The organism is Citrobacter amalonaticus (assembly GCF_018252635.1).
Lineage (GTDB): Bacteria > Pseudomonadota > Gammaproteobacteria > Enterobacterales > Enterobacteriaceae > Citrobacter_A > Citrobacter_A amalonaticus_E.
On sequence record NZ_JAGTXM010000002.1, the window covers coordinates 1,070,523 to 1,089,569 of the forward strand.

Genomic DNA, 19,047 nt, shown 5'->3' on the forward strand with positions numbered 1-19,047 from the left:
AAAAACCACGGGGCCAGTAATAGCCCCGTGGTTAAAACACTTTTTCCGCAATCTTAGTGTGCGCTGGAGGTCACCTGTCGACCTGCTGCGCGATCCCAGATAATCGCCAGGACCACCATCACGACGGTGGGCATTAACCACGCCAGACCTTGTTCCGCCAGCGGCAAGCGCTGGGTCCAGGCCGGTAGCACGTCGCCGATTGCCGATGCTTTAATACCATCAAGGATACCAAAAATCAGGCTGATAAACATTGCCGGCGCAATGACGCGGGTCGAATTATGCCACCATGAGCGGGTAAAACTTAATACAACCAGTGCGATACACGGCGGGTAGATCGCCGTCAGCACCGGAATTGAGATCTGAATCAGATGGCTGAGCCCCAGGTTGGAAACCACCATCGAGAAGCCGCCAAGCATAAACACCAGCGTACGGTAGGACAGCGGCACATACTGGGCGAAGAATTCCGCACAGGCGCAGGTCAGGCCAACTGCCGTCACCAGACAGGCGATAAAGATCAGCGCCGCCAGCAGCAGGCTACCCGCACCGCCAAAGGTGTGCTGAACATAGGCGTGCAGGATTGCCGCACCGTTCGCCGACTGATCAACCAGCGTGGCGCTGTCAGACCCGAGGCGGAACAGCGCCAGGTACAGCAGCGTTAATCCAACACCCGCCATCAGACCTGCCCAAACGGTATAACGGGTCAGCAGACGGGCTTCCGTCACGCCACGAGAACGCGCAGCGTTAACAATAACGATGCCAAAGACCATCGCCCCCAGCGTATCCATCGTCAGGTAACCATTAACGAAACCATTGGAGAAGGCCGCCGTCTGATAGGCTTCCATCGCATGGCTGATCGGGCCGGCAGGCCAGATAATGGCCGCAACGGAGAGCACAATCAGCGCCAGAATCTTCAGCGGCGCCAGGAAGTTACCCACGGTATCCAGCAGTTTGCCCGGATACAGCGACACCAGAATGACGATTGAAAAATAGACCACGCTGTAGATAAACAGCGGCATGGCCGCGTCGCCGGTCAACGGCGCGATACCCACTTCAAAAGAGACCGTCGCGGTACGCGGTGTAGCGAATAGCGGTCCGACGGCCAGATAGCAGACGGTCGCCAGCAAAACGCCGGCCACTTTACCGATAGGGGTGCTCAGGCTGTCAACACCACCCCCCACTTTCGCCAGCGCGATAACGGTCAGCACCGGTAGCCCAACAGCGGTAATCAGGAAGCCGACTGCCGCCATCCAGACGTTTTCGCCTGCCTGCAAACCAACCATAGGAGGAAAGATGATGTTCCCTGCGCCGACGAACAGCGCAAAAGTCATAAAGCCCAGCGCAATAATATCGCGCGATTTTAACTGATGGGTCATAAAGCTTACGGCCTGTGGATGTGGTGTTGATTAAATTAACGTAGTGTCTTTCCCAGCGGGAAGAAACAGCGGTTTTTTTAAGCTATTCCAGAGGGATATATCCCATAACCTGGAAAGCAAAGAATAGTTTTTCGATTTACCGCCTGAATACAGTCAGTCTGACAGCATCTGGGGCGCAATTTAAACGCTTATAACGTTTTAAAGCAAGGAGGGATCCAAAAACCGGAAGATTATAGCGATATCAAATATCATACCAGTGTAAAACACCATACTAAAGAAAAAGTCATGGCTTATCATGCGAACAAAAAACAACCAGACGTTGATAAATTCAGCACAGTCATCTTAGTCGCAAAGAAAATAAGCCAGCATTAGCTGGCTTATGGAAAGAAAACCTTACGATTGCACTTTAAGCACTTTTTTTGGCAATTAATCGTTCCGGCAGCACAAAACTAAAGCACGTCCCTTTACCCAGTTGACTGTCGATGATCAGGCGACTGTCGTGATGATTCAGCGCGTGTTTGACGATAGCCAGTCCCAGTCCGCTGCCGCCCGTTTGCCGCGATCGCGCTTTATCAACGCGATAAAATCGCTCTGTTAACCGCGGGATATGTTCCGGGGCAATGCCCGGTCCGTTATCTTCCACGCTAAACTCCGCGCCGTGTGACACCATGTGCCAGCGGACGGTGACATGGGTGCCCGCGGGAGTATGGTTCACGGCGTTATACACCAGGTTGGACATCGCGCTGCGCAGTTGTTCTTCATTTCCCAGCACTTTAAGCTGGTTATCCACCTCAAAACTGAACGTATGCTTCTGCTGACTGAGCGTCTGCGCCTCGCGTTCAACCATCCGTAGCATCATAGGGACATCGACCTGCTCATTGAGCAGAAGCGTCGGCGCGGCTTCGATTTTCGACAGCGTGAGTAACTGCTTCACCAGACCTTCCATGCGCGAGGTCTGTTCGCGCATCGTTAACAGCGCTTTTTCACGCGTTGCCCCTTCCAGCGTCTGCTCGTGCATCATCTCAAGATAGCCCTGCAATACCGTGAGCGGGGTGCGCAATTCGTGGCTCACGTTGGCGAAGAAATTGCGTCTCGCGCCTTCGAGCTGGTGCATCTGGGTCATGTCACGCGCTACCATCAGCAGTTGCTTATCGGTATACGGCATGACGCGGATTTCCAGGTGTCGACCGGTATTAAGCACCAGATTTAAGGGTCGGCTGAAATCCCGCAGCTTGAGGTACTGCGTAAACTCCGGATACCGCAGCAGGTTGAGGATGTTCTGTCCGCTATCGTCTGGCCAGCGTAAGCCCAGCACCTGTTGCGCCAGACCGTTACACCAGAAGATCCCGCCTTCTTCGGTGGTTAACACCACCGCATCGGGCAGCGACTCCGCCCCGCTGCGAAAGCGTTTAATCAGATTGCCCAGCTCGCGGCGGCGCTTTTTGTTGCGCAGTTGCATCTGATGCAAACCATACAGCAGCGGTTCCCAACTGCCTCGCCCCGGCGGCGGCGTCATGCTTCTGTCGACCCACAGCCACCATGAGAGGCGTAATAAATTCCAGAAATGCCAGATAAGCAGTCCTGTTACCGATGCCAGTAAAAACCACGGCAGGTAACCAAAAAATGCGCTTAGGATCAAGGCCGGGATACAGCAAAGTATCAGTTCCAGCACCAACCTTTTCCATGACAGCCGTTCCAGCACGGGTCACTCTCCCTTCAGAGCCAGGCTCTTGTTCTTGCCTTTCAAAAACGGGTCGAAAAACGATACCCTGTCCCGCGAACCGTCTGCACCATCCGATCGTGACCGCTGGCTTCCAGCGCCTTACGCAGACGGCGTATATGCACATCGACCGTGCGATCCTCAACGTAGACGTTGGTTCCCCAGACGTGATTCAGCAACTGTTCGCGGCTGTAGACACGTTCCGGATGAGTCATAAAGAAATGGAGAAGTTTAAATTCCGTCGGCCCCATGTCGAGGGGATTTTCACCGGTCATCACCCGGTGCGAGGTGGGATCCAGACTCAGCCCCTGCATCTCAATGACCTCTTCCACCGCCATCGGTGAAATCCGGCGCATCACCGCTTTGATGCGGGCAACCAGCTCTTTCGGAGAGAACGGTTTAGTAATGTAATCGTCCGCGCCGGTTTCCAGGCCGCGTACGCGATCTTCTTCTTCCCCTCTGGCGGTCAACATCATGACCGGAATATCCCGGGTCAACGCTTCGCGCTTGAGGTGTTTAATAAACTGTAGACCAGAACCGCCAGGCAACATCCAGTCAAGGAGGATCAAATCGGGCCAGGGTTCATTAAGCTGGTTCACCGCACTGTCATAATCTTCAGCTTCAACGGGTTGAAAGCCATTTTGCTCAAGCACGAAACAGACCATTTCGCGAATTGGAGCTTCATCTTCTACGACCAGAATACGTCTCGCCATGATTTGCCCTGTTATATAAGTTGCTTATCATCTGTCTTAATGCGGCGCCATTATGCGTCAGTTTTATGACAGATTTATGAAATGCGTGCTGACGTTAACCTTAGGTTGTTGATTTATGACACCCGAGAAACGAGATATTACAGTCCCCGAATGGTTATAATCCCCTTTATGCTTTTTTGCCATGGAACCGTTATGCGCATCCTTCACACCTCTGACTGGCATCTGGGTCAAAATTTCTACAGCAAAAGCCGCGCCACTGAACATCAGGCCTTTCTTGACTGGCTGCTGGTAACGGCGGTTGCACAGCAGGTGGACGCGATCATCGTGGCTGGCGACATCTTCGATACCGGCTCGCCGCCAAGCTATGCCCGCGAGCTCTATAACCGTTTTGTGGTCAACCTACAGCAAACGGGCTGTCATCTGGTGGTATTAGCAGGAAACCATGATTCCGTTGCCACGCTGAATGAATCCCGCGAGATCCTGGCATTTCTCAATACCACGGTTGTGGCCAGCGCCGGTCACGCGCCACAGATCCTGAATCGTCGTGACGGTCAGCCCGGCGCAGTGCTCTGCCCGGTGCCGTTTTTACGCCCGCGCGACATCATCAGCAGCCAGGCGGGACTCACCGGCCAGGAAAAACAACAGCATCTGCTGGGTGCCATCACCGACTATTACCAGCAGCAATATGAGGCAGCCTGCGCGTTACGCGGCGATCTCGCCCTGCCGATTATCGCCACCGGTCACCTGACCACCGTCGGCGCCAGCAAAAGTGACGCCGTTCGTGACATTTATATCGGCACGCTGGATGCGTTCCCGGCACAGAACTTCCCGACCGCCGATTATATCGCGCTGGGCCACATCCACCGGGCGCAAAAAATTGGCGGTACGGAGCATATCCGCTACTGCGGCTCCCCCATCGCGCTGAGTTTTGATGAATGTGGCAAAAACAAATACGTGCATCGTGTGGACTTTCAGGGCGGCAAGTTAGCCAGCGTAGAGGAGCTCACCGTTCCGGTAACGCAACCGCTGGCGGTGTTGAAAGGCGATCTCGCCGCCATTACCGAACAGCTGGAGCAGTGGCGTGATAGCGAGCAAAGCCCTCCTGTCTGGCTGGATATTGAAATCACTACCGATGAATACCTGCATGATATGCAGCGTAAAATTCAGGTACTGACGGAAACGCTGCCCGTTGAGGTACTGTTAGTCCGCCGAAGTCGGGAGCAGCGCGAGCGCATGTTGAGTAACGAACGCCGGGAAACGCTGAGCGAACTGAGCGTGGATGAGGTATTTACCCGCCGTCTGGCGCTGGAAGAACTTGAGCCGCCTCAGTGCCAACGCCTGACGTCGCTTTTTCACCGTACACTACAGACACTGTCCGGGGAGCATGAGGCATGAAGATTCTCAGTCTGCGTCTGAAAAACCTCAACTCGCTGAAAGGGGAATGGAAGGTCGATTTCACGGCGGAACCCTTTGCCAGCAACGGTCTGTTCGCCATAACCGGTCCCACCGGGGCGGGCAAAACCACGCTGCTCGACGCGATTTGTCTGGCGCTGTATCACGAGACGCCGCGCCTGAACACGGTGTCACAATCGCAAAACGATCTGATGACCCGCGATACGGCGGAATGCCTGGCGGAAGTGGAGTTTGAAGTCAAAGGCGAAGCGTATCGTGCGTTCTGGAGCCAGAACCGTGCGCGCAACCAGCCCGAGGGGAATTTGCAGGTTCCGCGCGTTGAACTGGCGCGCTGCGCCGACGGGAAAATCCTTGCTGATAAAGTGAAAGACAAACTGGAGATGACAGCAGCTTTAACCGGGCTGGATTACGGCCGCTTTACCCGCTCGATGCTGCTCTCGCAGGGGCAATTCGCGGCTTTCCTCAATGCTAAGCCGAAGGAGCGTGCGGAACTGCTGGAAGAACTGACCGGTACGGAAATTTACGGCCAGATCTCCGCCCAGGTTTTTGAGCAGCACAAAACCGCACGCACCGAACTGGAAAAATTACAGGCACAGGCCAACGGCGTCACGCTGTTAACACCAGAGGCGCTGCAGACGCTGACAGAAAGTTTGCAGGCGCTCACTGACGAAGAGAAACAACTGGTCGCCCAACAGCAGACCGGACAACAACAGTTAAACTGGCTGACGCGACAACACGAGCTACAGACCGACGCAAATCAGCGTCAGATGACGTTGCAGGTTGCACAGGAAGCGCTGGTAAACGCCCAGCCACAGTTGGCGACGCTCAGTCTTGCACAGCCAGCCAGAGCATTACGCCCACTGTGGGAGCGAATTCAGGAGCAGTCCGCTACGGTTTCCCGAACTCGTCAGCATATTAACGAAGTAAATACTCGCTTACAGAGTCGATTCACACTGCGCAATCACATCCGCCGCCAGGCAGAGCGGCAGTCCAGTGCCCTGCTCGCCACGCAACAGACGCTGAATGAGTGGCTAAATGAACACGATCGCTTTCGTCTGTGGAGCAACGAGTCAGGAGGATGGCGTGCCCTGTTTGCTCAACAGGCCAGCGATAACGTTCAACTGGCGAAATGGCAGCAGCAACAGCTCAACGATAGCCGCAAGCTGGAATCTCTGCCGCCGGTGACGCTTAATCTGTCGGCAGATGAGGTTGCGGCGGCGTTGGCGCAGCACGCGCAGCAGCGTCCTCTGCGCCAGCAGTTGCTTTCGCTCCACGGTCAGATCGTTCCCCGACTGGCGCGTCTGAATCAGCTTCAGGCGGCGATGGCGCACAACAAGCAGGAACTGGCCCGGCTCAACACGCTGCTGGAGGCAAAACGTCAGCAGTATAAAGAAAAATATCAACAGTATCAGGATGTTAAAACGCTCTGTGAGCAGGAAGCGCGGATTAAAGATCTGGAAAGCCAGCGTGCGTTGCTGCAGTCCGGCCAGCCCTGCCCGCTGTGCGGTTCCACCGCGCATCCTGCTGTCGCCACGTATCAGGCACTCGAACCCGGCGTGAATCAGGCGCGACGCGACGCGCTGGAAAAAGAGGTCAAAGTGCTGGCTGACGAAGGTGCCGCCCTGCGTGGACAATCAGAGGCGCTAAACCAGCAGCTACAGCGTGACCAAAACGAAGCACAGACGCTGGCTAAAGAGGAGCAAGCGCTCACTCAACAGTGGCAAACCACAATCGGCGCACTGAACGTTACGCTACAGCCGCAGGATGACATTCAACCCTGGCTGACGGCGCAGGACGAACACGAGCAGCAACTCTACCTGCTCAGTCAGCGGCATGACCTCCAGGCGCAAATTAGCGTCCATGCACAACAGGTGGCGCAGTTCCGCCAGCAAATCGTCCAACGCCAGGCGACGCTGGCAGCGCAGTTAAGCCGCTATACGTTGTCACTTCCTGAGGAAGGCAACGAGGAAAACTGGTTAAACGCGCGCGCGGCAGAGGCACAAACATGGCAGCAGCGGCAGACGGAATTGACGGCGCTACAGACGCGCATCGCGCAACTCACCCCGCTGCTTGAGACGCTGCCCGCCGTCGATACCGACGCTGAAGATGATGCAAGCGTGACGCTGGAAAACTGGCGTCAGGTTCATGACGAGTGCGTGTCGCTGCATAGTCAATTGCAGACATTACAGCAGCAGGAGAAGCAGGAGATTCAGCGCGCTACCGACGCGCAGGCGCAGTTTGATGCCGCGCTTGAGCACAGTGTGTTTAGCGATCAGGCGGCATTTCTTGTCGCGCTGCTGGATGACGAGGCGGTCACGCGTCTGGAACAGCTAAAACAGTCGCTGGAAAACCAGGTTCAGCAGGCACAGACGCTCGCCGAACAATCGGCGCAGGCGCTGGCGATGCATCAGCAACAGCCGCCGGCGGGTCTGGATCTCACACAGTCGATTGAGCATGTTCAGCAAGCCGTGGCGCAGCTTAACGATCGGGTACGCGACAACGCCACGCGTCAGGGCGAAATACGTCAACAGCTAAAACAAGATAGCGATAATCGCCAGCAGCAGCAGGTATTGATGCAACAAATCGACAACGCGATGCAACAGGTTGAAGACTGGGGCTATCTGAATGCGCTGATCGGCTCTAAAGAGGGGGATAAATTCCGCAAATTCGCCCAGGGGCTGACGCTGGATAATCTGGTCTGGCTGGCGAATAACCAGTTGACCCGCCTGCATGGTCGCTATTTACTGCAACGCAAGGCCAGCGAAGCGCTGGAGCTGGAGGTGGTCGACACCTGGCAGGCCGACGCCGTGCGCGATACCCGTACCCTTTCCGGTGGCGAGAGTTTCCTGGTCAGTCTCGCGCTGGCGCTGGCGCTCTCCGATCTGGTCAGCCACAAAACGCGCATTGACTCGCTGTTCCTTGATGAAGGTTTCGGCACGCTCGACAGTGAAACACTGGATACCGCCCTGGATGCGCTGGATGCGCTCAATGCCAGCGGCAAAACCATTGGTGTAATTAGCCATGTGGAAGCGATGAAAGAACGAATTCCGGTGCAGATCAAGGTGAAGAAAATCAACGGACTGGGCTACAGCAAACTCGATCGGATGTTTGCAGTGGAATAGTAGAAATTGTAGGCCGGATAAGACGCACAGGCGTCGCCCTCCGGCCTCCTCTTACCTTATCCCTGTGGCCACAACCACGCGGCGCCGCGCACGCCGCTGGAGTCACCGTGCAGGGCTTTGCGCACCGGCGTTTCGCACTCCCCACCGAACACAAACTGTTTAATCAGCGGCGGAACCGTTTTGTACAGGCGGTCAATGTTGCTCATTCCGCCGCCAAGAACGAAAACATCGGGATCGAGAATATTCACCACATGGGCCAGCGATTTCGCCAGCCGCAGCTCATAGCGGTTGAGCGCCAGTTCGGCAAGCGCGTCCTGTTCCTCCACCAGGCGGATAATCTCGCTGCCTTTTAGCGGGTTACCGCTCAGGCGATGGTAATCGGTGGCGAACCCGGTGCCTGAAATAAACGTCTCAATACATCCCTGTTTTCCACAGTAGCAAGGGACTTCTTCACGGTAGCGAAGCTCATCCTCGTCCATCCACGGCAAAGGATTGTGCCCCCACTCGCCCGCCGTTCCGTTGCCGCCGATGTGCGCCCGACCATTGATCGCCACGCCCGCGCCGCAGCCAGTGCCGATGATCACGGCAAAAACCGTCTGCGCACCGGCGGCGGCTCCGTCTACCGCTTCAGAAACCGCCAGACAGTTTGCATCATTCGCCAGACGAACATCACGTTGCAAACGTGCGCTAAGGTCTTTATCAAACGGCTGGCCGTTCAACCAGGTGGAGTTAGCATTCTTTACGACGCCGGTGTAAGGCGAAATGGAACCCGGTATTCCTATCCCTACCGTCCCTGTTTGTCCGGTGGCTTGCTCCGCCATCGCCACCAGCGTGGCGATGGTTTCGATGGTTTGCTGATAGTCATTTCGCGGCGTCGGCAAACGATGACGGAACAGTTGCTCCCCTGCCTCACTGAGCGCGATCGCTTCCGTTTTGGTGCCGCCTAAATCAATACCAATACGCACACGGTGTTCCTCTTTTTTTGGGAATATCAACAGAGTAGAGTGAGGCATTGGGAATGGCAATGCAAGCCCGCCCACAATTCGTTACTATACGCGCTGGATTTAACGACAAGGCCGTGGAAATTATCATGCTGTGGTTCAAAAATTTAATGGTTTACCGTCTTAGCCGCGATATTTCATTGCGTGCCGAAGAGATGGAAAAACAGCTAGCCTCGATGACGTTTACCCCTTGCGGTAGCCAGGATATGGCAAAAACAGGCTGGGTGCCGCCAATGGGATCGCACAGCGATGCGTTGACCCATACCAACAACGGCCAGATTTTGATTTGCGCGCGTAAAGAAGAGAAGATCCTGCCCTCTCCGGTGATCAAACAGGCGCTGGAAGCGAAGATCGCCAAACTGGAAGCGGAGCAGGCGCGTAAGCTGAAGAAAACTGAGAAAGACTCGCTGAAGGATGAAGTACTGCATTCACTGCTGCCGCGCGCCTTTAGCCGCTTCAGTCAGACCATGATGTGGATCGACACCGTCAACGGGTTGATCATGGTGGACTGCGCAAGCGCGAAAAAAGCGGAAGATACGTTGGCGCTGCTGCGTAAGAGCCTTGGTTCTCTGCCGGTGGTTCCGCTGGCGCTGGAAAATCCGATTGAACTGACGCTCACCGAGTGGGTGCGTTCTGGCACCGTGGCTCAAGGCTTCCAGTTACTCGACGAAGCCGAGCTGAAAGCGATGCTGGAAGACGGCGGCGTGATCCGGGCGAAGAAACAGGATCTGGTGAGCGACGAGATCGCCGTCCATATTGAAGCCGGTAAAGTGGTGACTAAGCTGGCGCTCGACTGGCAGCAGCGGATTCAGTTTATGATCTGCGATGACGCATCGATTAAACGTTTGAAATTCAGTGATGAACTGCGCGATCAAAACGAAGATATCGACCGGGAAGATTTCGCCCAGCGTTTTGACGCGGACTTTATCCTGATGACCGGCGAACTGGCCGCATTGATTCAGAATCTGGTAGAAGGTTTAGGCGGCGAAGCGCAGCGCTAAACGAAGATTCCCTCTCCACACGGAGAGGGAAGAATATTACAGATAGCGACAAAGATATGAGGTCGGTTCTGCGACCTGTAAATGAAACTCGCTATGGCCCGGGACGTTGAATACCTCTCCTGCGGCATATACTTTCCATTCGGTAGTATCCGGCAATAACACATTCAACGCACCGCTTACGACCGTCATCTCCTCAGGCTCCGCGGTGCCGAAGGTGTATTCACCTTCCAGCATCACCCCTACGCTGGCACGGCCAGTACTGCTGCTGGTAAAGCCGATTGATTTCACTTTGCCGGAAAAGTATTCGTTACTTTGAAGCATAAACGGACCCTGTCTCTTTGGTAAATTGACAACCAATATAGGGGGCAGCCCTTTGGCGTGTCACGCAAAATTACACCAGCAGTTCTGAAGCCAGCCGCGCAATCAGCACATTAGAGAGTAGCACCGGGACATCGAGCGATTTTTGCAGGACATCGCGGTGGTGCTGATGAAAACCGAGGCAATCGAGCATAATGACATCAGCGCCTTGCTCCAGCAGCGCTTTGCCGGCATCAATCAACTGTTGCGTGCTTCCATGTACCGGATTTGCCAAAGAATAGACAGGCGGAGACTGCAAAACCTGCCATTTCTCCGTCTGGGCCGCCATCAGCTCTTCCACCGGCACAATCACCCCCACCTGATGCCCATCGACAATCGAGGCCACCAGCGGCGGAATAATGCGCAGCGGCTCCAGCAGAATGCTGTTACGCGCCGTCATGCTTTTAATTGAAGCCGTACTCATCAACAGAATGACATCGTAGCCCTGGTTATCCAGCACTTCGACGACGCTTTGCAGGTCGCGCTCCACTTTCTGGCGCGAGACATAAGCCAGTTGATTATCGTTAAGCAGAGTGAGCAGCGGTTCCTCGCCGGAATCGATTGCGTACTCAGCCAGAACGTCATCACGACTCATTTTTCCCAGCAGACTGTGATGGGTGATATGTTGTTCGTCGATGTACTCAGTCAGAAGCGGTAAAACTTCACTCATGGGTACAACACCGATTGTGAGGATAGCCAACGACGCACTCATTTTTTCCACCTTCTTTTTTACTTCGTCGTTTATTCCCGGGCAAATGCGCTGCACCACTGCCGACACTTACCTTTGCAAATGCAAAAAAGCGTAGCAGGCGCAGCACAAATCGCTGTGTAAAGATTCCAGATCATTCCAGTAATAGGTTGTTATTGTTTGATGTTAGTTTTCAGGTACAACGATTCATCGGTGAAAAATGTGATGCAGGTTGGGTTTGCTCTCACTCAGATTCCCTTCCGAGCCGCTCAGTCGTCAGGTTTTTTCCGGATCTTCATAACGGGCTTTCGCATCCATCGCTTCCTGCGCGCTGGGATGCTCGCTAATTAACGAATCCGGTTTCGGGTGATCGGCGCGCAACTGATACCAGGTGACCGTCTGTCCCGGCAACCCTTTCTCAATGGTGACAATATACGCTTCACGTGGATAAGGCGGTTTAGTTGGCATAGCGCTTCCTTCTGTCGAATGAAGTTTAAGTATAGACCCCGCCTTGTTTGCACAGCGCGCTCTGCACCAGCCTGCGCTGAATTTCAGAAATCACCTGGTCAGGTGAATTTGCCGCATCAATAATGAAATGGGCCGCCTCGCGATACAAAATATCCCGCTGTTCCAGCACCTCCTGCACCTCTTCGCTCAAAGGTTTACCGGTCAGGGTGGGACGCAACTCCTCTTCAGGCGAGGCCTCAAGACGATTCACCAGCGTCAGGACCGGCGCGCTTAAATAAATGACGATGCCATTATCACGCATAAAGTGGCGGTTATAGTCAGTGAGAATAATTCCCCCACCGGTCGCGACTACTGTTGACGGTGCAGTCACCGCCTCCAGCGCTGCCGTCTCTCTGGCGCGGAATCCCGACCAGCCTTCACGTTCGACGATTTCCGCCACGGTCATTTGTACCTGCGACTGCAACCATTGATCGGTATCGACAAACCGACAGCCAATTGCCGTCGCCAGCGCCATGCCAACCGTTGTCTTTCCACAGCCGCGTGGGCCAACAAGATAAAGCGGTTGCGTCATAGTGGGCATTCCCCAGAAAGCCGCAAAGCGGCAGGATAAGATGTCATTAAAGGAATAATCATACCATCAAACTAGTACAGCGTTAAGTGTAAAGAATTTATTCCAATTGAAGTAAAAATATCAGTTCACGCCTTACTATATCAAGAAATGACGCTGAGGAAAGTGTAAAAAATAAATTACATTCATGCTTTTCTACGCTGAACTTCCAGCCACCACTTTTCCAGTTCCGCCGCAAAATGCTGACGATCGCGCGCAGAGAGGCTATCCGGGCCGCCCGTCTGGATCCCGCTGGCGCGTAATGTATCCATAAAATCGCGCATCGTCAGGCGTTCACGAATGGTCGATTCGGTATAGCGCTCACCACGCGGATTGAGCGCCGATGCGCCTTTCGCCAGCACTTCGGCGGCCAATGGGATATCGGCAGTGATAACCAGATCGCCCGCCGCACACTGACGCACAATCTCATTATCCGCTACATCAAACCCCGCAGGCACCCGCAGCGTACGGATATACGGCGACGGCGGCACACGCAGGCTCTGGTTCGCCACCAGAATCAGCGACATTTGCATGCGCCCGGCAGCACGATAGAGGATCTCTTTAATGACGTTCGGACACGCATCCGCATCAACCCATATGGTCATACTGACTCCCGTTTCTTGTGCAATCCGCTATTGTCTCGTGCTTTTACGCTGCGGCAAAGTGCTGTTTCTCCTTCATGCGTCTTTCAATCCGCGCTAAGCTAGGCTTTATCAAACAAAACAACAACTATCACCCATAGGGAGTGACGAGATGGAGAAGAAAATCGGTTTTATCGGCTGCGGTAATATGGGGAAAGCGATCCTCGGCGGCCTGATTGCCAGCGGTCAGGTGCTGCCTGGCCAGATCTGGGTCTACACCCCTTCCCCCGATAAAGTTGCTGCGTTGCACGACCAGTATGGAATCAACGTCGCACAGTCCGCCCAGGAAGTCGCCCAGGTAGCGGATATTGTTTTCGGCGCCGTGAAGCCGGGTATTATGATCAAAGTGCTCAGCGAGGTAACCTCCAGCCTGAATAAAGAATCGCTGGTGGTCTCTATTGCGGCAGGCGTGACCCTCGATCAACTCGCCCGCGCGCTGGGACATGACCGGAAAATCGTACGCGCGATGCCAAACACGCCGTCGCTGGTCAATGCCGGGATGACATCGGTGACGCCAAACGCGCTGGTTACCCCGGAAGATACCGCAGATGTGCTGAATATTTTCCGCTGCTTTGGCGAAGCCGAAGTGATTGCTGAGTCGATGATTCATCCGGTGGTTGGTGTAAGCGGCTCCGCCCCGGCGTATGTCTTCATGTTCATCGAAGCGATGGCAGATGCCGCTGTACTGGGGGGGATGCCGCGCGCGCAGGCTTATAAATTTGCCGCTCAGGCGGTCATGGGATCCGCGAAGATGGTACTGGAAACGGGCGAGCATCCTGGCGTACTGAAAGATATGGTCTGTTCGCCTGGCGGCACGACCATTGAAGCGGTTCGCGTACTGGAAGAGCGAGGATTTCGTGCGGCGGTGATTGAAGCGATGGCGAAGTGTATGGAGAAGTCAGACAAACTCAGTAAATCCTGAGTGAACAACCGGACGTCAGGCCGCCACTTCGGTGCGGTTACGTCCGGCATTCTTTGCTTTGTAGAGCGCCAGATCGGCCGATTTCAGCCATTCCCGATAATGACCAAACTGTGGCGTTAACGGCGCAACGCCAACGCTGATATGCAAAATGACCTGCGGCGCGCAGGCCAGACGTAAGTCACGTAACCCCTCATGAACCCGCGACATCGCCGCGATGGCACTCTCGGCTGGCGTACCGCACATAATTACCGCAAATTCATCACCGCCAAAACGCCCAATCACATCGCTCCCGCGCAGGCTGATTCTCAGCTGTTGGGTCAGCGCCAGAATGGCTTCATCGCCAACGTCATGGCCCCAGGTGTCGTTAATACTTTTGAAGTGGTCGATATCAATGATCAGTAGCGTGGCATCCCGATGCTGGCGACGGCAGTGTTCAAATTCGTTGCGCAGTAATATTTCCCAGTGTCGCCGGTTGTAGACCCCAGTCATGCCATCACAAGTGCTCATCACCTGCAATCGGCGCTTATGCTGCGCCAGTTTTGTCGCCGCCTGATAGCTGATCCAGGAGAATAACAGCGGGTAAATCACGATGATCGGTAATGTCAGACCGCCTTCCAACGGCGCGCTTCTTAAGGCCAGGGAGACGCCCGTCAGTTGCAATGTGACCAGACAGGCGACCACCATCAGGGCAAATCCGGCAACAAACAGTCGTACACCGCCTGCGCCCATCAGATTCATACAGATGATCATCAATAACGCGGCGGAAGGTAGCGCATTGACGCCCATCAGTCCCATCCACATTCCAGCGAGTACCGCATCCGTTTTTAAATTAGTAAATTCCCGACTTAACGGGTCGACGGCTCTGCTGGCGATTTGCCAGGCCAGATGTGGCCAGACGAACGCCCACCCCACCAACAACAGCCACCAGACACCGGGTACCGGATTTGTGACCAGCGCCGCGGCGACAGGGAAAAACATTCCTCCCAGCGCGACTGCGCGCGGCACTCTCACTCGCCGGGCAAACCGCAGTCCGGAACGTTGGTGGTCATTTTGCGGCGATGAAAGAGACCCTTCATCCAGGTCGACCATTTTTTTGTAAAAGTTTTCGTCATTCATTATTTTTTGGGAACATTCTGAAACAATTTTCCCAAATTATAGAGACGGGTCTGGCGGGGAAAGTATGATATTTCGGGTGAGCATTTTTCCTTGCTCACCCGTAAGCACTAGGTCGGCGCTACGCCGCTTTCTTCAGGCAGGCACTCATAAACTTACTGCGATCGTCACCTTTCAACGATTGTTCCGTCGCCTGGACGTTGCATTCACGCATTTTTTGCTGTTGCGGCGTCAGGCTTTTTTCACCAGGAGCGGATTTACTGTTTTTAAGGCAATCACTCATGTACGTCTTACGGGCATCGCCTTTCAACGCCTTCGCCGTCGCCTGTTGATTACAGGTGGTCATGCGCTGCTGCTGCGGGGTTAATATCTTCTCTGCCGCACCAACGGTCGTTAAAAAGATCAGGCCAAACAATAGGGTAACCAGTAATGTTATTTTCATAGCACCATCCTTTTTTGAGTATTCACTCGACTATCTCCCGCGAGTCAACGCGGGGATATTCAGATAAGTCTGGCTGCTAACGATAAAAAAACCACCCGGCAGCAAAAGTTATCCTGCCAGGGGTTGGATTATTTCAGACCTAACGCCGCTTTCATGGTGTAGAACAGGTCCGTTTGATCGGTCAGCCCCACCACGTTGGCCGCATGAGGGCCGTAGGCCGCAATGCGCAACTGGCTACCGGTATGCTCCTGCGATTCCTCTTCGGAGTTGCCATAGCTGATCACCATCACAGCGCCATCTTTGGTGTTTAATGCCTGAGTCAGACCCGGCGCTTTTGTCTCCGGCGCGACGATCTGGCTGGCGTGAGCGTGATCGGCGGTAACGATCACCAACGTGTTACCCTCTTTCTTCGCAAAGGCCAGCGCGCGCTGCACCGCTTCGTCCAGATCCACCGTCTCGCCGATTTGTCCACAAGGGTTGGCGGCGTGATCCTGTTTATCGATGGAGGCCCCTTCAACCTGCAGGAAGAATCCCTTCTCATTTTTGCTCAGCAACTCAATGGCTTTGTCAGTCATTTGCGCCAGCGTCGGTACGGTCTCATCGCGTTTTGGATTCGGCGTACAGGTTACGGCAGGCTTATCAATATTGCCGTGATAAGACGCTTTTGGGCCTTCCCAGCGCACAGGCATGTTGCCGTCAGAGAACAGTCCCAGCAACGGTTTATCCTGACTGGCTTCGTCGACAGCCGCCAGCGAGGCCGCATCGCCGACCAACTGGTAACCACGGGCCTCGGCCTGTTCACGCAGCGTTTTGCCCTGCCACTCACCCGCCGTTGCGGTTTCGGCGAACGTTTTCGCACCGCCGCCCAGCGTGACATCCGCGCGAGCATTCAGCAGTTGTTCAGTGATTGAGCCTTTACCGCCTTTTTCCAGCGCATTCGTCGGGCATTTCTCGCTCGTTACGCTCGGTCCATAGCATTTACGTGACGTCACATGCGCCACCAGCGCGGCTGGCGTGGCATCCTGCAACTCTGCGGTTGAGACGTTACCCGTCGCCAGCCCCGCCGCTTTCGCCATTTCCAGCAGCGTCGTATGTTCTTTTTCGTGAATGTCGACGCCCAGCGCACCGTTGTAAGTTTTCACGCCAGTTGTCCATGCGGTTGCTGATGCAGCAGAATCCGTCACGTAATCCGGTTTACCGGTTTTTTTATTCAGCGCATAGTGGGTGTATTGTCCGGTCAGCGGTAAGGCATCAATCCCTTTAAAATACCCACCGGCGCCTTCAGCATAATTTCGCGCAGCCGTAATTTCCGAATCACCCATCCCATCGCCAATCAATAAAATAATATTTTTAGCCGGTTTATCATTCAGCGATTCGCGCAATGCTTGTGTTTGATCGGCCGATAATCGGCGTGCTCCGCCAGGCGTTGTAATATCACCCCGTGCGGAGCGGTTGTCCAGAACCGCCATTGACGACGTTTCAGAATGGCTAACAGGGATATACAACAGCGGTAACAATGCCAGAGCAATAGCGCTTTGTTTCACTTTATTTTCTCCATGTACTTAATACACTTAAAATAAAAACAAAGCGACTATAGTTCTCTGATATGACAAGCTTATGACAGCACAGAAACGGGATAATGCTAGTAACGAGGATGCCTCAACAACTTCTGTACATACTGGCGCAGCAACTCCTTATCGTTATCCGGAACGCTGGCATCGGGCTTTACGCCGTCAAGCGCGCCCTCGACCTGATGAATCAGCATTTGCTGCTCGTTCTGAGCCATATTGCGCAGCATTGCTGTAACGATAATCTCTAATGCTTCTACCTGAGCAACCAGTTCTTTCGACTCTTCCTCTTTCTGGGCAAGCTTAAGCAACAACTCAGCTATTAGATTTTTCATGACCGCATTTCCTTATCCAAAGAAGGCTGACGTTATCACTATGAATCCATGCTGCCTAGAGTCTGGAAGTAGTATTTTTATAAGAAAGGAAAGACTTTGCGTAAATAATCACAGAATAGGGTGAGCGAAACGTTTCTCGCGCGAAAACAGAACGCTAAATTAAAAGCCAGAAATAAAATAGTCACCCCTGGCCATAATCGAAAGTTATGATAAAAAATGACTGGTTTTACTTAAGTCATATTTTTAACCGCTTCACGCCCGCTTGCGGATATGTCGCCGCTGACGCAGAACCAGGGCTAACTGACAAATGTTAATCATCACGATAATGGCGGTGGCAATAAATACCCAACGGAATCCTGCCATGGCTGAAACCGTCGCGCCCATCAGCGGGCCAGCGACATTGCCAAGATACATAAACGATTGGTTATATCCAAAAATACGCCCGGTTACTTGGTCGCTGGAGTATTTGACCAGCAGTGTCTGAACCGCAGGCAGCATGGCGCCATCGGCAAAACCGAGCAGAAAGCGTAGAACCCCGAGCTGGAAGGGCGTCGTGACCCACGACATGGCAAAAAACAGCACTACCGCACAAATCAGCGTCGCCATCAGGATCCTTTCGGTACCAATGCGATCCCCGAGTTTACCCAGACGGGGCGCAGAGATAAGCGCCGACACCCCAGGCACCGAGGCGATCAACCCGCTCAGAAAAGCAATATTATTACTGTCCGGGGCCATCGACTTAATAAATAGCGCCAGAATCGGGCTGATTGAGCCATTACATAACTGAATCACCAGGGTGGTGAAAAACAGACTGATCACCAGCGCCGGATAAGGTAATGACGCAAATACGGCTTTCCCACTCAACCGTTCGCTTTTTTTAAGCGTCGGGCGCACGCCTTCTTTAATCAAAAAGAGCGTGACCATAAAGCTGACAACCAGTAGCAACGCGGTGATAAAAAAGACCGGGCGTAAACCCACATGATCGGCAATAAAACCGCCCATCAGCGGACCGCCAATCACGCCGCTAATTTGCGCGGTTGCCAGCGTACTGAGCGCCCATCCGCTACGTTCACGGGGCACCTGAGACGCCACCAGCGCCATCGCGTTTGGAATATAACCGGACGTTAACCCCATGATGCCGCGCAGCAAAAAAAGCTGCCAGACGTTGGTAGCAAAGGCCTGCAGCAGTATCGCAATCGCCATACCCAGCGACGCGCGCAGCAGCATCAGCTTGCGACCTTTACGGTCAGCCAGGCTGCCCCAGAGCGGAGAAACCATCGCGGAAATTAAGAATGTGACACTGAACGTCAGACCGGACCACATCGAGAGCGCTTCGTGGGAGGTGACCCCCAGCTGCGAAATATAGAGCGGCAGAAACGGCAGAATTTGACTGATTGCCAGACCGGTGAAAAAGCAGCCAAACCAGACGGAAATGAGATTAACTTTCCAGGATTCCATAAACGCTCATCATGATAAATAGCAGAAAACGCCGGCTAGTTTAGCAATCTCCACGTCTGTCAGGGGATTCTCAGATGCGGTGCCGTGTAATTTGACATTTTATTT

Annotated in this window: 18 protein-coding genes; 4 read left to right on the forward strand and 14 right to left on the reverse strand. The window is 54.1% G+C overall.

All coding sequences use genetic code 11. The annotated features are described in order from the left end of the window. Nucleotides 1–53: 53 nt before the first annotated feature. The 3 genes from brnQ to phoB form a co-directional block, all read right to left on the reverse strand. Nucleotides 54–1,373 carry a branched-chain amino acid transporter carrier protein BrnQ gene (gene brnQ / locus KE671_RS09515; protein WP_206162706.1) on the reverse strand — a complete coding sequence of 440 codons (1,320 nt, stop codon included), beginning with the start codon at nt 1,371–1,373 and terminating at the stop codon, nt 54–56. 406 nt (nt 1,374–1,779) lie between these two features. After that, the gene (gene phoR / locus KE671_RS09520; protein ID WP_206162707.1) at nt 1,780–3,075 is read right to left on the reverse strand and encodes a phosphate regulon sensor histidine kinase PhoR; all 1,296 of its coding nucleotides are present in this window, start codon (nt 3,073–3,075) and stop codon (nt 1,780–1,782) included. 41 nt (nt 3,076–3,116) lie between these two features. Next, entirely contained in the window at nt 3,117–3,806 is a 690-nt protein-coding gene (phoB, locus tag KE671_RS09525; RefSeq protein WP_206162708.1) for a phosphate response regulator transcription factor PhoB, read from the reverse strand. 192 nt (nt 3,807–3,998) lie between these two features. Between phoB and sbcD the strand changes: the two genes are divergently transcribed. Both sbcD and sbcC read left to right on the forward strand, forming a co-directional pair. Continuing rightward, nucleotides 3,999–5,201, forward strand: a complete 1,203-nt coding sequence (gene sbcD / locus KE671_RS09530; RefSeq protein WP_206162709.1) for an exonuclease subunit SbcD — start codon at nt 3,999–4,001, stop codon at nt 5,199–5,201. Then, the gene (sbcC, locus tag KE671_RS09535; RefSeq protein WP_206162710.1) at nt 5,198–8,341 is read left to right on the forward strand and encodes an exonuclease subunit SbcC; all 3,144 of its coding nucleotides are present in this window, start codon (nt 5,198–5,200) and stop codon (nt 8,339–8,341) included. Before sbcD ends, sbcC begins: the two co-directional genes overlap by 4 nt. Nucleotides 8,342–8,397: 56 nt before the next feature. On the opposite strand, the gene mak is transcribed toward sbcC, so the two are convergent. Further along, the gene (gene mak, locus KE671_RS09540; protein WP_206162711.1) at nt 8,398–9,306 is read right to left on the reverse strand and encodes a fructokinase; all 909 of its coding nucleotides are present in this window, start codon (nt 9,304–9,306) and stop codon (nt 8,398–8,400) included. A 125-nt stretch (nt 9,307–9,431) separates the two neighbouring features. Here mak and rdgC point away from each other — a divergent pair, with 125 nt between their 5' ends. Next, complete coding sequence (gene rdgC, locus KE671_RS09545; protein ID WP_044259030.1) at nt 9,432–10,343, forward strand: recombination-associated protein RdgC; 912 nt, start codon at nt 9,432–9,434, stop codon at nt 10,341–10,343. A 36-nt stretch (nt 10,344–10,379) separates the two neighbouring features. On the opposite strand, the gene ppnP is transcribed toward rdgC, so the two are convergent. From ppnP to KE671_RS09570, 5 genes are all read right to left on the reverse strand, one after another. Then, nucleotides 10,380–10,664 carry a pyrimidine/purine nucleoside phosphorylase gene (gene ppnP / locus KE671_RS09550; RefSeq protein WP_042324593.1) on the reverse strand — a complete coding sequence of 95 codons (285 nt, stop codon included), beginning with the start codon at nt 10,662–10,664 and terminating at the stop codon, nt 10,380–10,382. 70 nt (nt 10,665–10,734) lie between these two features. Next, nucleotides 10,735–11,412 carry an AroM family protein gene (locus KE671_RS09555; RefSeq protein WP_206162712.1) on the reverse strand — a complete coding sequence of 226 codons (678 nt, stop codon included), beginning with the start codon at nt 11,410–11,412 and terminating at the stop codon, nt 10,735–10,737. 252 nt (nt 11,413–11,664) lie between these two features. Next, nucleotides 11,665–11,856 carry a protein YaiA gene (gene yaiA, locus KE671_RS09560; RefSeq protein ID WP_206162713.1) on the reverse strand — a complete coding sequence of 64 codons (192 nt, stop codon included), beginning with the start codon at nt 11,854–11,856 and terminating at the stop codon, nt 11,665–11,667. A 25-nt stretch (nt 11,857–11,881) separates the two neighbouring features. Then, a complete protein-coding gene (aroL, locus tag KE671_RS09565; protein ID WP_206162714.1) occupies nt 11,882–12,427 on the reverse strand; it encodes a shikimate kinase AroL in 546 nt (181 codons plus the stop codon). Between the two features lie 182 nt (nt 12,428–12,609). Then, complete coding sequence (locus tag KE671_RS09570; RefSeq protein WP_195295851.1) at nt 12,610–13,068, reverse strand: YaiI/YqxD family protein; 459 nt, start codon at nt 13,066–13,068, stop codon at nt 12,610–12,612. Between the two features lie 148 nt (nt 13,069–13,216). On the opposite strand from KE671_RS09570, the gene proC reads away from it, so the two are divergent. Continuing rightward, nucleotides 13,217–14,026, forward strand: a complete 810-nt coding sequence (gene proC, locus KE671_RS09575; protein ID WP_061076598.1) for a pyrroline-5-carboxylate reductase — start codon at nt 13,217–13,219, stop codon at nt 14,024–14,026. Between the two features lie 15 nt (nt 14,027–14,041). On the opposite strand, the gene adrA is transcribed toward proC, so the two are convergent. The 5 genes from adrA to KE671_RS09600 all read right to left on the reverse strand — a co-directional run bounded on the left by adrA (nt 14,042) and on the right by KE671_RS09600 (nt 18,942). After that, nucleotides 14,042–15,142, reverse strand: coding sequence for a diguanylate cyclase AdrA (gene adrA / locus KE671_RS09580; protein ID WP_206162715.1), 1,101 nt, complete (start codon nt 15,140–15,142; stop codon nt 14,042–14,044). 118 nt (nt 15,143–15,260) lie between these two features. After that, nucleotides 15,261–15,581: a phosphate starvation-inducible protein PsiF gene (gene psiF, locus KE671_RS09585; RefSeq protein ID WP_206162716.1), complete on the reverse strand. Its 321-nt coding sequence runs from the start codon at nt 15,579–15,581 to the stop codon at nt 15,261–15,263. Between the two features lie 128 nt (nt 15,582–15,709). Beyond that, nucleotides 15,710–17,125 carry an alkaline phosphatase gene (gene phoA / locus KE671_RS09590; protein ID WP_206162717.1) on the reverse strand — a complete coding sequence of 472 codons (1,416 nt, stop codon included), beginning with the start codon at nt 17,123–17,125 and terminating at the stop codon, nt 15,710–15,712. 98 nt (nt 17,126–17,223) lie between these two features. Continuing rightward, entirely contained in the window at nt 17,224–17,484 is a 261-nt protein-coding gene (gene iraP / locus KE671_RS09595) for an anti-adapter protein IraP (protein WP_192477781.1), read from the reverse strand. 252 nt (nt 17,485–17,736) lie between these two features. Beyond that, on the reverse strand, nt 17,737–18,942 hold the full coding sequence (locus tag KE671_RS09600) for a multidrug efflux MFS transporter (protein ID WP_206162718.1): 1,206 nt from the start codon (nt 18,940–18,942) through the stop codon (nt 17,737–17,739). Nucleotides 18,943–19,047 lie beyond the last annotated feature (105 nt).

What these genes read in the sequence shown, in the direction of transcription:
- KE671_RS09600 (WP_206162718.1), bottom strand. Translation starts at nt 18,942, where the DNA reads ATGGAATCCTGGAAAGTTAATCTCATTTCCGTCTGGTTTGGCTGCTTT.
- KE671_RS09555 (WP_206162712.1), bottom strand. Translation starts at nt 11,412, where the DNA reads ATGAGTGCGTCGTTGGCTATCCTCACAATCGGTGTTGTACCCATGAGT.
- sbcC (WP_206162710.1), top strand. Translation starts at nt 5,198, where the DNA reads ATGAAGATTCTCAGTCTGCGTCTGAAAAACCTCAACTCGCTGAAAGGG.
- KE671_RS09570 (WP_195295851.1), bottom strand. Translation starts at nt 13,068, where the DNA reads ATGACCATATGGGTTGATGCGGATGCGTGTCCGAACGTCATTAAAGAG.
- proC (WP_061076598.1), top strand. Translation starts at nt 13,217, where the DNA reads ATGGAGAAGAAAATCGGTTTTATCGGCTGCGGTAATATGGGGAAAGCG.
- rdgC (WP_044259030.1), top strand. Translation starts at nt 9,432, where the DNA reads ATGCTGTGGTTCAAAAATTTAATGGTTTACCGTCTTAGCCGCGATATT.
- psiF (WP_206162716.1), bottom strand. Translation starts at nt 15,581, where the DNA reads ATGAAAATAACATTACTGGTTACCCTATTGTTTGGCCTGATCTTTTTA.
- ppnP (WP_042324593.1), bottom strand. Translation starts at nt 10,664, where the DNA reads ATGCTTCAAAGTAACGAATACTTTTCCGGCAAAGTGAAATCAATCGGC.
- sbcD (WP_206162709.1), top strand. Translation starts at nt 3,999, where the DNA reads ATGCGCATCCTTCACACCTCTGACTGGCATCTGGGTCAAAATTTCTAC.
- brnQ (WP_206162706.1), bottom strand. Translation starts at nt 1,373, where the DNA reads ATGACCCATCAGTTAAAATCGCGCGATATTATTGCGCTGGGCTTTATG.
- iraP (WP_192477781.1), bottom strand. Translation starts at nt 17,484, where the DNA reads ATGAAAAATCTAATAGCTGAGTTGTTGCTTAAGCTTGCCCAGAAAGAG.
- yaiA (WP_206162713.1), bottom strand. Translation starts at nt 11,856, where the DNA reads ATGCCAACTAAACCGCCTTATCCACGTGAAGCGTATATTGTCACCATT.
- phoB (WP_206162708.1), bottom strand. Translation starts at nt 3,806, where the DNA reads ATGGCGAGACGTATTCTGGTCGTAGAAGATGAAGCTCCAATTCGCGAA.
- aroL (WP_206162714.1), bottom strand. Translation starts at nt 12,427, where the DNA reads ATGACGCAACCGCTTTATCTTGTTGGCCCACGCGGCTGTGGAAAGACA.
- adrA (WP_206162715.1), bottom strand. Translation starts at nt 15,142, where the DNA reads ATGAATGACGAAAACTTTTACAAAAAAATGGTCGACCTGGATGAAGGG.